This window comes from Hahella sp. KA22 (assembly GCF_004135205.1).
Classification (GTDB): domain Bacteria; phylum Pseudomonadota; class Gammaproteobacteria; order Pseudomonadales; family Oleiphilaceae; genus Hahella.
On record NZ_CP035490.1, the window covers coordinates 2,655,683 to 2,668,950 of the forward strand.

The following is a 13,268-nucleotide window of genomic DNA, read 5'->3' on the forward strand; positions in this document are numbered from 1 at the left end:
AGTCAGCCCCAAATAAAAAGCCGTTCCGGATTATCCCGGAACGGCTTTTTTGTATCCCTTGAGCGTGATCGTTAAGACTTCATCAGGAAGGCTTTCAGATCGGAGACCCAGGTTTTGTGTAACAGCGTATACATGGTCAGATAAGTCACCATGCCGATGGCGATAATGGTGGCTGACAATAACGCTGGATGCAGTGTGGAGTAATAGGTGACGAAAGCGTATACCGCACCCACCATACAGGTGGCGGCGACGATGCTTTTGTACACTGTCCGCAGCCATTCGCTGGGCTCGATATGCAGCGCCTTCTTCAATCCAATTACTTTTGCCGGCGAGGCGATCAGTGTATGCACGATAAAGGCGCAAGCACCCGCCAAGGCGCCCATTTCGGCCCCCATTACAGCGGTAAAGACCAGGGCGGAACCGGCGGCGATTAACTCAGACGGCAGCGTCAGTTTGTTCTTGGCGACCGCTGTCAATGCCGTGGGAACATAGATCAACGTGTTGCCCACCGCCGCCACCAGGGCCAGAATCTGAATCAGCGGCGCAGCCGGACGCCACTCTTCGCCGAACAACGTGGGAATCAGGTACGGCGCCACCAGGGCCAGTCCTACGAACATCGGCAATACGATGAAGCAGGTGGTGAGAGTGGTGAAGCAGAACATTTTCTGTAAATTGGGCAGGTCATGCTGATTTCTAGAGAACGCGGGGAGGGCGTAGCTGAGCAAGCCGCCGTAAATGGCGCTGCGAGGCATGTCTATCATTCTGCGGGCGAGGCCGTATACGCCTACCGCCGCAGAGCCGGCAGTGAGACCCAGAATGATGGCGATACCACGGTTCATGGCGTCCCAGCTGGCGCCTCGCAACGCCAGCGGCCAGCCCACGGACAATAGCTCCCTAAACACGGACATGCGGAACTGGGAGCCAATATGCAGCTCACTCGTGCGCATCATGATCACCAGACTTACCAGCGCCATGATGACACTCTGGACGATAATGGCGAAGCTGCCGTATCCGGTCCAGGCGAGAGTCAGCCCCACTGCCGCGCCAATAAGCTTTCCGCCCATGGTGCGTTTCGCCAGAGACTTGAACTTGCCCTTGCGGCGCAGATCTGCGACATAAATATGGCCGGTGGTCAGCAGCGGAATATGCAGCACGGAGATAAACATCAGCCATTGAAAGCGCACATCATCGCTGGCGAACAGACTCCCTATCATGACGGCCGCGGCGGTGACCAGACTCACCACTAATCCGCCCCAGAAGGCGGAGTCAAAATGAGCGGCCTGAACATCGTTCTGCCGCACCAACGGGTCTTCCAGAAAAGCCACGTAAATAACGCCGATGCCTTGCCCGATGGAAAGGGCGAACAGCGCCAACCCGAGCTCGCCGGGTCCCAGCAGCTTGGCGTAGATGAAGAAAGTGAAAACGGAAATGAGTACGATGCTGAATTTTTCAACGAAAACCCACATCAACTTCCATGCCCGATGGTTTAACACACTATTGACTCCGTATTACAAACTGACGAAAACGCCATTACACCAGCCAACAACGCACGTAGCGGTCGATTTTGTTGTAACAGTTATCCGATAAAAGCACAGGTCTGCCCAACAGCAGAGCCAGTATTGCGCCATGCAGACGATCCGTATCGACCTGCCCATAACTCTGATAAAAGTTCACAGCCTTATTGATCAACGCATCGCTGAAGCGCACCCACAGCGACGACGTGAACAGATTGACGTCGTGCTTACGCTCCAGTCCTGAAACGCGATTGAACAGACGAAACTTCTTCATATCCATGGAGGTGTACAAAGAGTTCCAGTCGAAAGCGTCCGCCGCGGCTGCGTTGGATACGGACTCGCAATCCTTGCGGCGGAACATCAGTGTGCGTTCCGGCATTTGCTGCGGCCAGGTCCATTCGTCGATCAGCATGGTGGCCAAATCCGGAGCCATGAACAGCTGATCTGGCGCTAATGCCTGCGACATGAAATTAAAGGACTCCTGATCGCGCACATACATTTTGAGGTTCTTATGCTCGCGATACAGCGCGCAGTTTTGCAGGAACTTCTCCGGCTCATTGAAGTGCACGGACTGTGGCATGATCAGGATGGGGTTGTTGGGAAACTGCTTTATTACTTTTTCCCGCAACGCCTGGTGAATGCTGTAAATGTCGCCAAAGTTGCCACCGCCATGTAGCAATAACACCCGGTCCTCTGGAATGCGCGTGCGGAAAAAGCGGTCTACATTGCTGGTGGAGAAGCTCATCTCCACTTGCGCGCCCAGCTCTTCCAGCAGCGTCAGCGTGCCTTTGTAAATCAATAGGTCGCCCAGGTTCAGGTGCAACGGATAATCCAGATAGACGACTTTCTTGCCGCGCAACTCCGGGCCGAAGGTCTCAAGCAGCTGAGTCTTCAACTCGCGCCAGCGCGCCCGGTTTGGTTGCAGTGAATTGATTCCGGTTGGCTCCATCATTTGTCCCATTATTTGCTCTCCGCTGCTTGCTGGCCTGGCGCGACGCCAGCCTTCTTGAATCGATGTCTGATTCGGCTCCACCGAGATGCGCCTTTGTTCTGAGAGCAGGAAGCGATATAGGCTTTGGACGCGGGCGTAGAAGCGACGCCGGGCAGCTTCCAGGAGGCAATGGCTTGCGGCAGCATGCTCAGACCCTGCATGAAGCCAATAGTGGAGTCGAGAATCAACCCGGCGCGGAAACCTTTGTACAATGTGAGCAGTGTGCTCAGGCACAAAGAGGCGAAAGGCGTTCTGAATTTAACGTCCATATAGAAACGGTTGCGCACATGAAAACGCCAGCGAGGTCCGTTCCAATTAACTCGACGCTCCGCGGCGACTTTATGACCGATTACTACTTCCGGTGAATAACGGATTTTGTAGCCGGAGTTGATCAGTTTGCGTGACAACTCTGCTTCTTCCTGCAGGAAGAACAGCGAATCGTCGTAACCGTTTACCTGATCGAATACGCTACGGCGAATCATATGGCCCGCGCCAACGAAGTGCGTGGTGTAGAATGGCTTGTCGCCCCACTCGTGCGCATTCTGGGTGTAGCTCCAACTGCTCAGGTCTTCGCAGCGGGTGCCAAAACGCAAGATGCGGAAACCGATGGCGGCGAGATCTTTTTGTCGCTCCATGATTTCCACCGCGTTGGCGATTTGGCGCTCGTCGGTGAACTCCGCGTCGTTGTCCAATGCGACGATATAGTCGCCGGAGCCCTGAAAAGCGGCCTGATTGCGCCCGCCTGGAACGCCCAGGTTGTTAACGTTGCAAACGAGGTCCACGTTTGGATATTGGCGGCAGAATGCGCGCAATTGATTCAGGCTCTCCGTTTTAGAGCCCTGATCCACAACGATTACGCGTAGTTCCACGCCGGTTTGCGTCAGTGCGCTGGCGATGGCGGCTTTGGTGTCTTCCAGCCGATCCCAGGATAGTATGGTTATGTCCACTGTCGTCATAAGTCGCCCAGCTCCATGGTGTGAGGTTGTCTAAAATGTTCAAGCGGAACAGCCTTTTTGCAGGCATTCCGTATACCAGGTTTCTCTACGCTGATTTGCTTTTGTTGGCTGTGATGCGTCATGTCCACGTTCAACTCAGCTGCGCCGAACGTCGCGCGCGTTTCGTCGTTAAACTCTGCAATGCAGTGATTCCAATACGCGCGGTCATTTTCCAGTTGCGTTTACTGGTCAGCCCGGGCAGGCCGCTGTAAAAGGCCGAAGCGGCTTCCTTCCAGCGCTGCTCCCGCAATCTGTTGCGGCACAGAGATAAGTAGTAATTGGCGTATCTTTCTTTCAGGGGCTCCATTGGCACCCCTAACTTTCTGGCGGTGGCCAGATGTTTAAACAACACGTTGATGGTGTCGGTATAGAATCGGTCGGATTTAACGCTGGTGATGTTGTCGCCGTGATGCACGTAGGTATAGGCTATGCCTTTGGAGCAGCCAACCCGGCCCTGCTCAGAGATGGTCATCCACAGGTCATTGTCTTCAGCGAACACCAGTTCACTGTCGAAGCCGCCGACTCGCTCCAGTAGCGATCTGCGCACCAGCACCGCTTGCGTGGCGGCGAAACCCAGGCCGTACAGAGCTTGCAGGAAGGGGCGCTGACGATAAGTCCAGCCGTCTGGAAAGCTTTGCTCGACAGCTCCCGCGAGACGCTTGTTAACGCTATAGGCTTTGAAGAAAGACGAATGTTTCACGACTTCGCTCTCCATGACCTCGTAGTCGCTGATCACCAGATCCAGACTGACGCCCTGGGCCGCGCATTGTTCCAGTAGTGCGATCTGACGCTCCAATTTGGTGGGCGTCCAGCGATCATCAGAATCGAGAAACGCCACCCACTGTCCTCGCGCCAACTTCAGGCCGCTGTTGCGGGCGAGGGAAGGGCGGCCGGAGTTTTCCTGCAGGTGGTAACGCACGCGGACGTCCTGCGAAAAGCCCTTAACGACTTCCGCTGAGCGGTCCGTAGACCCGTCGTCGACCACAATTAACTCAAAGTCAGTGAAGGATTGCGCCAGCACGCTCTCTATCGCCTGAGCAACCGTTTTCTCCCGGTTGTAGACGGGCATGATGACGGAGACCAGTGGCGCTTCTGTGGTCATGTCGGAGTTTGCTGTTGTCACGATAGTATTCCTGATTGCTGCCGTCGGCTCTTAAAACGTGTAGCCAAAGTACTCGATCTCGTCCCTGTATATCCGACTCACCAGCTGTCTGGTTTCCTCGTCGTAATACTGCCGATAATCTTCGCCGTCGCCTTTGATTTTATGGGGTAGCTCAATGTGTTGAGCGCCCATACGCTGACAGGCTTCTTTGAAATCCTCCTCCAGGTTTTCAAAGCGTCCGACGTAGTCGAGGGAGATGTCGCCATTGTCGTCCTTGAGCCAATAGGTTTGCGGACGCAGCATGCCTTTGCCGGCGAAGGAGTGCATGAAGTCCTTGAACGACATGTCGCCTTCGATGCCGAAAGTGCGTTTGTGGGCTTCATCGCGAATAACGTTCTTGTACATGGAGTACGCCCGCGCCCAGGGGTTTCGAACGAAAGTAAACTTAAAATAGTTTTTGTACTGCTCGTCGGAAACGGTGATTTTGTTCTTCGGGTTCATGTCGCTGCGGCGCTGATGTCTCACGCTGCGCGCCATATCCAGCAGGCGCGCTTTGGACGTCAGCGTGCGCAGACTCAGTCGCGGCTTCGCCATCAGCCTGATTGATCTGTGATCCTGGCCATTGCGTCCCTGGTATCCGTCAAGGTGTCCCAAAGCGCTCTCAATGCTGGTGCCGGCGCACTTGGGGATATGGATAAAAATGCATTTGAATTCATGTGAGACCATGACTAACTCCATTCTGGCGTCAAATCAAAAACGCGACTGCGCAAGCCTGCGCAGCTGTGGATGACGCGACTCATGCGCGCGCCTCCGCTGGATCCGGCTGCACTTCGTACAGCGGAGTGGGCGAGAGTTCTCGCGAAAGCCCGTATTTGCCCGCCACGATGACAATGATCGAGAACATGAACATGTCGAAACTCACGTGGTTGGGGATGATGAATCCGATATAGTTCACCGCCGCCTGAATCAGCAGAATGCTCGCCATTAATGCGAATACGGATGACTCGGGATGGAAGGTGAAGGCGCGGGCGATGCGCCAGAAAGACATCACAAAGGTGGCGATCAAAATGATCAGCCCGACGTAACCGCCGTTGAGGCGCGTCTCCACATAACCGCTGTGGGCGTTGCCGATGAAGCCCCAGACTTTGACGAATGATTCTACATAGACGCTCGCCCAGAATGCGCCGTATCCGTAGCCGAAAGTAGGGCGGTCATCCAGGCTTGGCCCTAACAGCTCCCAGATGATGGTGCGGTTGGTCAGCGATGGGTCGCGTCCCAGGGACAGCAGGATTAGTTCATAGAAATAGTTAGCCAGTACGGCGCCGATCAACAGACCCGCTGTCACCACGATTAGGCGGTTGAACGTCTTTTGAGAGTTGCCGATCACCCGACTGCCGTTAAAAATGGTGGTCAGACCCATGCCGCCAAACACCATCGCCAGCGCGGTGGCCGAATTACTCAGAATAATCGCTACGACTAGGCCGCCGATGAGGATTCTATCCTGGCGGGTTTCGTACATACGCAAGCCGTAAAAAGTCATGAGCGCATACACGTAGCAGCGGGCGCCTGCGTTTTTGTCGCCGAAGATGCCCAGTAGCGCGCCTTCCCGCAGCCCGCCCTGAATAAAGCCGTTCTGGGGAGATATCACGGCGTATATCAACCCGGCGATGGCGGCGTAACCCAGAATTCTCGCAATGAGACTGAGCAGGTATTCCGGCGTGTATTCTTGCAACAGCGCCAGCGCTGCGACAAAGACGATCATAAGGCTGATGATGCGTCGCACCGACACGCTGGGCTCGACCGACCATAGGATGGACAGCACGATATAACCGAGCAATATCAGCCAGTAAATATGGCGGGACACAAAGGTGCCCAGAGAGCGGTCACGCAGGTGCAGGACGAAATAGCCGCCTATGCCCAGTATGCTGAGTCCCACCAATTGGCGCACCATGTTGCCGCTGGCTGACTCTGCGATCATTTCCGCGCCGCCGTGCCCGCTTCTGCCGCCTCCGGATATTAATCCGGTCAGAAACGACATAAAGCCCGAGTAATAAAACATGACCAGGCCGAGAAAAAAATCTCTTAACTGATTGCGCGTAATCGTCACAAGATACGCCCGTTTTCGCAGTTAACCGATGACATCCGAATTCAACGCCCCCAGACAGTGACAGAACCGTTTAATACCGCACTGTAGGCTTGAGCGGATAGGGCGTCGCGATAGCGATCAGCCCGGTTTTTCAATTCAGCGTTGTCGCTGGGATGCTCCATGCACTTGCGCAACGCCTGCGCCATGGCGTTGACGTCGTCAACCGGCACCAGCGGGGCCAAACGTCCCTGGTCCAGAATTTCATCCGGCCCGGAGGGGCAGTTGGTCGCCAGTACGGGAACGCCAGTGGCCATGGCTTCCACCAGGACGTTGGGGCTTCCTTCAAACCTTGAAGAGAGCACGAACAAATCCGCCGCTTTCATTTCCGCTAAAGGATTGGCGGCGTAACCAGGTAGATCGACCTTTTCCGTCAGTTGCAGTTGGCTGACGAGCGCGCTTAACTCCTCACGTAGTTCGCCTTCGCCAAAGATGACCAGTTTCAGGTTGGCGATATCTGCGACTTGGGCAAAGGCGCGGATGAGGGTGTCGAACCCTTTTTGATGGCTGAGCCTTCCCACTGCGACGACGACGCGCATGGCGGGATCTTGCAGCCACGGGTGGCTGGCGGGCTCGTCCATCATAGTAAGAACCTTAGCGGTTAATACCGGATTGGGCGCGACGACAACGTCTTTGGGACGCAGCGACTCAGTCTCAATCAGGTCGCGTGCGACGCCGCCGGATACCGCGATGATCGGGTTTGGCAGGCGACGATAAATTTTGGGGGCCAGCCAGTAGGTGAATTTCATCACCGCGCCAGTGTTGACCTTCTTGTCCAGGGAGTAGGTGTTGCGCTCGCTCACTACCAGACGACGCAGCATGCCTGTCATGGCGCAGGCCAGGGCGGTCGCCACGTTCACATGGGTCAGCGCGGATAGAATTCTGTCTGGTCGCGCTTCACGCAAGTAAGCCGCCAATCTGGGTACGGAGCTCAAGGTGCGGGGGGAGCCAAGTTCCACCAGCTTTACGGCTGAGGATAGCTCCGCCTTGTTTACCCCGCCTTCTGTCAGCAAGACCATGGACACCGCTGTATTCTGCTCCGCCAGCGCATTGGCGAGCCGCACCATCATTTTTTCAGCGCCGCCGCCCCGCAGGTCATGCAGGACGATGGCTACGCTTTGGGTTTTCATGCCATCCGCTCTCCGAACAGCTTGATGTAAGCGTCGGCGGCGTCGGCGTAACGGTATTTGCTTACCGCTTCCGCTTCGGGCGCTATAGGCGTCGTTAAGTTATCAACAATGGCTTGTGCTAATGCAGTCGGGTTCTGGTTGGGCGCCAGGCCGCCGTAGCGGCCGTTGTCCAGCAGCTCACGGGGGCCGGTTTCACAGTCGCTGGAAACCACTGGCACGCCCAGGGCGATCGCCTCCACCAATGCCGTAGGCAGGCCTTCATGACGAGAAGACATGACAAAGAGTTTGGCGTGTTTGATGATCGCGTAAGGATTGGGAGTGAAGCCGTAGAAAATCACTTTGTCGGTCAGCCCCAGATCCGCCGCCTGCTTTTCCAGTGCGGCGCGGTCATCGCCTTCGCCCACAATAACCAGCTTGGGTAACGCCGGCTGTATAGTCAGCGCTTGTTTGTATGCGTCCAAAAGTAAGTCGAAGCCTTTCTGTTCACACAGTCTGCCCACTGCGCAGAGATAGTCGCCCTGAATCGGCGCGGACTCTTCCGCCAGAGTAAAGATGCGCTCATCAATAATCGGGTTGGCCCGCGCCACGACCTTGTTGCGGTTATAGGGCAGGAACGCCTTGATTTGGTGCGCGAGATCCTCGGAGACGGTAACGATGCGGCTGCGGGTCAGCGCGTACATGCAGTACAGCGCTTTGATGCTGCGCGGCGCCAGTTTTTGGTCTGAGACGTCAAAGGCGCAATGGCGGGTGAATAGCTTCATGACCCGCGGCAAAAACATAAGCGCAATCAGACTGATCAGGTTGGCGGTCTCTTTTGATGAGATAACGACGCCAATGTGATTATTCTTCACATGACGGCGAAATCTCAAAAATTCGCCGATAAGTTTAAGCGGGCTCTTGCGGCCTGGCTCCACCAAGGTGACGGGCCAATCCTGGCGCAATTGACTGATGTCTTCTTCTTTTGAAAAGAACACATAAAACTCTGGATCGTATCCCTGGGCTTTCAAACTGGTGGCCAGATTCGCGGATACACGTTCCACGCCGCCGCCTTTGGAGAACGTCTTCAGCAGAAACAGTACTTTCTTGCTTTCCGTATCTCTGTCGCCACGGTAGCGGTTTTTATAGGCCAGATAAATCGTATGAGGATTAGTGATCAAGTAACGCCAGAACAGTTTGCGTGGATTGAGGACCATGCGGTGCACCCACTCCAGACCGTTGTTCTGCACCCATTCCGGCGCTCTTTTATAGTGTCCGGTTAAAAAGTTGTAGCAACCGCCGCAGCTGATTACCACCGGTACTTTCAATCTGTCTTTGTGGCGAATACAGAATTCTTGCTCTTTGGGTTTGCCCAGACCAACCCAAAGCACGTCTGCGCCGGACTGGTTGATCTCTTCCAAGATGTTCAATTCGTCCGCCGCTGAGAAATAACCGTCGCGTATGCCTACGATTTCTGCGTTGGCGTAGGTGTCGCTGTAGATTTTCGCCGCCTGTTCCACAACGTCCTTGAGGCCGCCCAAAAAGAAATGCTTGAGAGTAGGGGTATAATGAACGGGGATGTCGTGAATCATGTCAGTAGTGGCCGAACGTTCTGCGATAGGACGCTCAGAGAACCAACGGGACAAAGTTACGACGCTTTGTCCATCCGCATGCACCAGATCCACATTGTTCATCAGTTCAAGGTAAGCGGGGTCGGAGCCCGCCAATGAAATCGCTTGCCCATTCGAGGAGAAAATCAAAAACGCCGACTGGTCCGGAGTGTAGTTTTGGCAGATTTCCCCCACCAGCAACGCGAGTTGTTTGCGGTCGAGACAACTGGTCCTGATTCCGCCGACGTTGGTGGTTGTGGCTTCGTTAAGCATTCTGACAGTCCCTTAAAACTTTGAGATCAATATCTGGTGTTTGAGTTAATAACAAGCCGGTGTCGCCACCTTGAGGCGAACCGCGCCCACGCCGCTGTTACAGGCGGCGTGAGCGTATACGACTAGCGAGCGATGCTGAGACCGCGGCCGACGCCGTAGTAATCCAGTCCGTGTTTTTTCACGGTTTCAGGATCGTATAAGTTTCTACCGTCGAAAATGACCGGGCTCTGCAGTGTTTGTTTGATCATTGCAAAGTCCGCCGCTCGGAAAGACTTCCATTCGGTGCAGATCACCAGCGCGTCGGCGCCTTGCAGCGCGGACTCTTTTGTCCCCACCAGAGACAGGTCGTCGCGGGCGCCGTAAATACGCTGGGTTTCTTCCATGGCTTCAGGGTCATATGCGCGGACTTTCGCGCCAGCGCGCCACAGTGCTTCCATCAGCACGCGACTGGAGGCTTCGCGCATGTCGTCGGTGTTGGGCTTGAAAGACAGTCCCCATAACGCGATGGTTCTGCCTTCCAGCTTGTGATCAAAATAGGCGCTGACTTTTTTGAACAACGTTTCTTTCTGACGGTAGTTAACCGACTCCACCGCCTTCAACAACTGCGCGTCGAAATCGATGCTGTCTGCGGCGCGAACCATGGCTTGTACGTCTTTAGGGAAGCAGGAGCCGCCGTAGCCGCAGCCTGGGTAGATAAAGTGGTAACCGATACGTGGGTCTGAGCCGATGCCTTTACGTACGTTCTCTATATCCGCGCCGAGCTTTTCCGCCAGATTGGCGATTTCATTCATGAAGCTGATTTTCGTCGCCAGCATGCAGTTGGCGGCGTATTTTGTCAGTTCAGCCGAGCGTACGTCCATAACAATCATACGATCATGGTTACGGTTGAAAGGCGCATAGAGTTCGCGCAACTTTTCGACGGAGCCCGGATTCTCTGAGCCTACAACGATACGGTCGGGTTTCATGCAGTCGGTGACCGCCGCGCCTTCCTTCAGGAACTCAGGGTTAGAAGCGACGTCAAACTCAATACTTTCGCCACGCTCGCTCAATTTCGCGGCGATGGCGGCGCTTACTTTGTCCGCTGTGCCGACTGGAACGGTGCTTTTATTGATCACCAGCTTCGGCGAGGTCATGTAGCTGGCGATGGTGGCGGCGACGCCCAGAACGTATTTGAGGTCCGCGGAGCCGTCTTCATCCGGCGGCGTGCCAACAGCGATGAACTGAATTTCAGCATGCTCGACGCCCAGCTTGGCGTTTGTCGTAAATTTTAGCCGGCCCGCTTCAAAGTTAGCCTCTACGATAGGCGTCAGACCGGGTTCGTAAATTGGAATGATTCCCTTCTTCAGGTTTTCAACTTTCGCCTCATCGACATCGACGCACATAACATCGTGTCCGACATCGGCAAGCACGGCCGCCTGAACAAGGCCTACATAACCGATTCCAAATACTGTTACTTTCAATTCTCTTCTCCTTGAAGATTAATTCAGCAATTGGCTGTTTTTTGTATTCGGCGGCGCGCAAATAATATTCGACATTCCGCTTAAATGAAGACTTACAAAAAATACGCCAGATTTATTACAGGTTTTACTTACAGCATGAAATTGTTCATTAATCGCACCCCGGAATAGTAGAGTCGGGGTTGTATCAGGTTGAGGCCGCCATAAAATTGCTTAAAGAATTTGAGATGTAAACTCTTTTTGCATCAAAATGGAGCCCCGGAGAATACATTCTGTCGCGACCGCTCCTCTTTGGGGCGGCGCGGGGCCTGTAGCCGCCGTAACCAAGCTGTAATACGCGAAGATACATTAAATTCCTTTCATGAAATGAAATTGTCTTTCCGAAACATTATTGTGTTAAAAGCTGCTTCACGGACGAATACAGACCCCTATTACAATACCAGAAGTAATGCCATGTTATTTATAGAACTTTTTGGCTAGTACAAAGGAAATATATGTGCGCGTTTCCGGCATTTTATACGTATAGGAGTACATTCTTGCTGAATTTTATAAGGTTTCATCCGTATTAAACGATATAATGCGGCCCACTCACAGAAGTGGAACCTTATAAAATTTTTCATAATGAACTTAAGAGTGGACATGTTTTAATGCGCGCGGCGTTTTTTTGTCGCAGGCATGCTTCCTGCTTAGTCATCTGATGACCAAGATGAAACGAATTATCATGTTTTTCTTAAGTGCTAACAATCTCAAGTAATGCTAAAGGACTATGAAGAATGACAGTTGGCGGTAGTACCAAATCTAAACTTCTTTTTAACTTTAACAAGCATATAAAAAAAACCGTCCGCAATCGTCGCGGCGAGCTTCGTATTTTGGCCGCCTGCGTCGCCGCACTGAGCGGTTCTTCCGCGTGGGCGGCTGCCGAGCCGTTTTCTTTTTCCGCCGGACCGGTCAATGTTTACCCACAGGTAAAGGTCGAAGAAAAGTATAACGATAACATCTACCTGCAGAAGGACGACAAGAAAGAGTCCTTCGTCACTATCGTCTCCACTGGCGTAATGCTGGAGGCGCTGAAAGGTGATGATAGCTACTATCTCGGATACAAGATGAGTTCAGGCAGTTACGCCAGTGCTCACACTGACGATTATATCGACCACTTCGTCAACGGTAAGGCGTTCTGGACCTTGAATCATCGCAATACGCTGGAGTTGCTGGGCCGTTTTGAAGCAGGGCATGAAGATCGAGGCACCGGTATTAAGCAGGGCCCTGACGTCGCACCGTTGGAAGACCTGATTGAGTATGACCGCTCCGGCGCTGCGCTGACCTATACTTTCGGCTCCAAGACCTCCGATGGCCGCCTGACGCTGAAACTGGCTGGCGCGCAGACTGAGTACACGAATCAGCGGGACGAAACCCGTTTGCGTGATCGTCGCACTCTCGAAACCGGAGCTGGCTTTTACTGGCGGGTGGGGAACAAGACTGGTCTGGTGCTGGATGTGTCGCGCACGCACACGGATTATATGAATGACCCATCTCCTGCAGATGGCGCCGGCGGCAGCAAAGACAGTGATTACTACAAGTTTTTGGCCGGGGTTTCCTGGGCCGCTACGGATATCACCAAGGCGACGTTTAAAGTCGGCCGCGCCGAAAAGCGCTTTGAAGATGAAAGTCGCGAAGATTTCTCCGGCGCCAGTTGGGAGACCATTGTCGACTGGGCGCTAAAGCCTTATTCAAAGCTGCGTTTCACAGTAGAGCGTAGCGCTGAGGAGTCATATGGGAGAGGCGACTTTATTGACGAGAAGCGCGTCGGCGCATCCTGGACGCACAACTGGAACGATCGGGTTACGAGCAAGGTCGGATACAACTGGACCCGCGATGTGTACGAAAATGACCCCGAGTCCCGTAAGGACGATACCTCCGAAGCGACGTTGGCGTTGGATTACGCATTCAGGGAATGGTTGAACGTCGGCGCGTCATGGAACTTTAAAGACAGAGATTCAACATTGGACAGCTATTCGCATACACGCAATTTGGCGACCATATACGTTAATGCAGGGTTTTAAAGTTAAATGCGGATAAA

General features: G+C 53.9%; 10 protein-coding genes. 1 reads left to right on the forward strand and 9 read right to left on the reverse strand.

The window, feature by feature from the left end; all coding sequences use genetic code 11:
- Positions 1-71: 71 nt before the first annotated feature.
- The 9 genes from EUZ85_RS11920 to EUZ85_RS11960 form a co-directional block, all read right to left on the reverse strand.
- Positions 72-1,493 (reverse strand): oligosaccharide flippase family protein, encoded by a 1,422-nt coding sequence (locus EUZ85_RS11920; RefSeq protein WP_127969507.1) that lies wholly within the window; start codon positions 1,491-1,493, stop codon positions 72-74.
- A gap of 37 nt (positions 1,494-1,530) precedes the next feature.
- Complete coding sequence (locus tag EUZ85_RS11925) at positions 1,531-2,475, reverse strand: polysaccharide pyruvyl transferase family protein (RefSeq protein ID WP_127969508.1); 945 nt, start codon at positions 2,473-2,475, stop codon at positions 1,531-1,533.
- A complete protein-coding gene (locus tag EUZ85_RS11930; RefSeq protein WP_127969509.1) occupies positions 2,475-3,461 on the reverse strand; it encodes a glycosyltransferase family 2 protein in 987 nt (328 codons plus the stop codon). The genes EUZ85_RS11925 and EUZ85_RS11930 overlap by 1 nt, the downstream gene beginning before the upstream one ends.
- A gap of 130 nt (positions 3,462-3,591) precedes the next feature.
- A complete protein-coding gene (locus EUZ85_RS11935; RefSeq protein ID WP_127969510.1) occupies positions 3,592-4,623 on the reverse strand; it encodes a glycosyltransferase family A protein in 1,032 nt (343 codons plus the stop codon).
- Positions 4,624-4,653: 30 nt separating this feature from the next.
- Positions 4,654-5,328, reverse strand: coding sequence for a sulfotransferase family protein (locus EUZ85_RS11940; RefSeq protein WP_164887224.1), 675 nt, complete (start codon positions 5,326-5,328; stop codon positions 4,654-4,656).
- 70 nt (positions 5,329-5,398) lie between these two features.
- A complete protein-coding gene (locus tag EUZ85_RS11945; RefSeq protein ID WP_127969512.1) occupies positions 5,399-6,709 on the reverse strand; it encodes an O-antigen ligase in 1,311 nt (436 codons plus the stop codon).
- 41 nt (positions 6,710-6,750) lie between these two features.
- The gene (locus EUZ85_RS11950; protein ID WP_127969513.1) at positions 6,751-7,875 is read right to left on the reverse strand and encodes a glycosyltransferase; all 1,125 of its coding nucleotides are present in this window, start codon (positions 7,873-7,875) and stop codon (positions 6,751-6,753) included.
- On the reverse strand, positions 7,872-9,734 hold the full coding sequence (locus EUZ85_RS11955; RefSeq protein ID WP_127969514.1) for a WecB/TagA/CpsF family glycosyltransferase: 1,863 nt from the start codon (positions 9,732-9,734) through the stop codon (positions 7,872-7,874). The genes EUZ85_RS11950 and EUZ85_RS11955 overlap by 4 nt, the downstream gene beginning before the upstream one ends.
- A 122-nt stretch (positions 9,735-9,856) precedes the next feature.
- Positions 9,857-11,194, reverse strand: a complete 1,338-nt coding sequence (locus EUZ85_RS11960) for a UDP-glucose/GDP-mannose dehydrogenase family protein (protein WP_127969515.1) — start codon at positions 11,192-11,194, stop codon at positions 9,857-9,859.
- Positions 11,195-11,964: 770 nt separating this feature from the next.
- Here EUZ85_RS11960 and EUZ85_RS11965 point away from each other — a divergent pair.
- Entirely contained in the window at positions 11,965-13,251 is a 1,287-nt protein-coding gene (locus tag EUZ85_RS11965; protein ID WP_127969516.1) for an outer membrane beta-barrel protein, read from the forward strand.
- Positions 13,252-13,268 lie beyond the last annotated feature (17 nt).

Excerpts from the sequence above, each read along its gene's own strand:
- EUZ85_RS11925 (WP_127969508.1), bottom strand. The coding sequence starts at position 2,475 with ATGGGACAAATGATGGAGCCAACCGGAATCAATTCACTGCAACCAAAC.
- EUZ85_RS11930 (WP_127969509.1), bottom strand. The coding sequence starts at position 3,461 with ATGACGACAGTGGACATAACCATACTATCCTGGGATCGGCTGGAAGAC.
- EUZ85_RS11940 (WP_164887224.1), bottom strand. The coding sequence starts at position 5,328 with ATGGTCTCACATGAATTCAAATGCATTTTTATCCATATCCCCAAGTGC.
- EUZ85_RS11950 (WP_127969513.1), bottom strand. The coding sequence starts at position 7,875 with ATGAAAACCCAAAGCGTAGCCATCGTCCTGCATGACCTGCGGGGCGGC.
- EUZ85_RS11955 (WP_127969514.1), bottom strand. The coding sequence starts at position 9,734 with ATGCTTAACGAAGCCACAACCACCAACGTCGGCGGAATCAGGACCAGT.
- EUZ85_RS11965 (WP_127969516.1), top strand. The coding sequence starts at position 11,965 with ATGACAGTTGGCGGTAGTACCAAATCTAAACTTCTTTTTAACTTTAAC.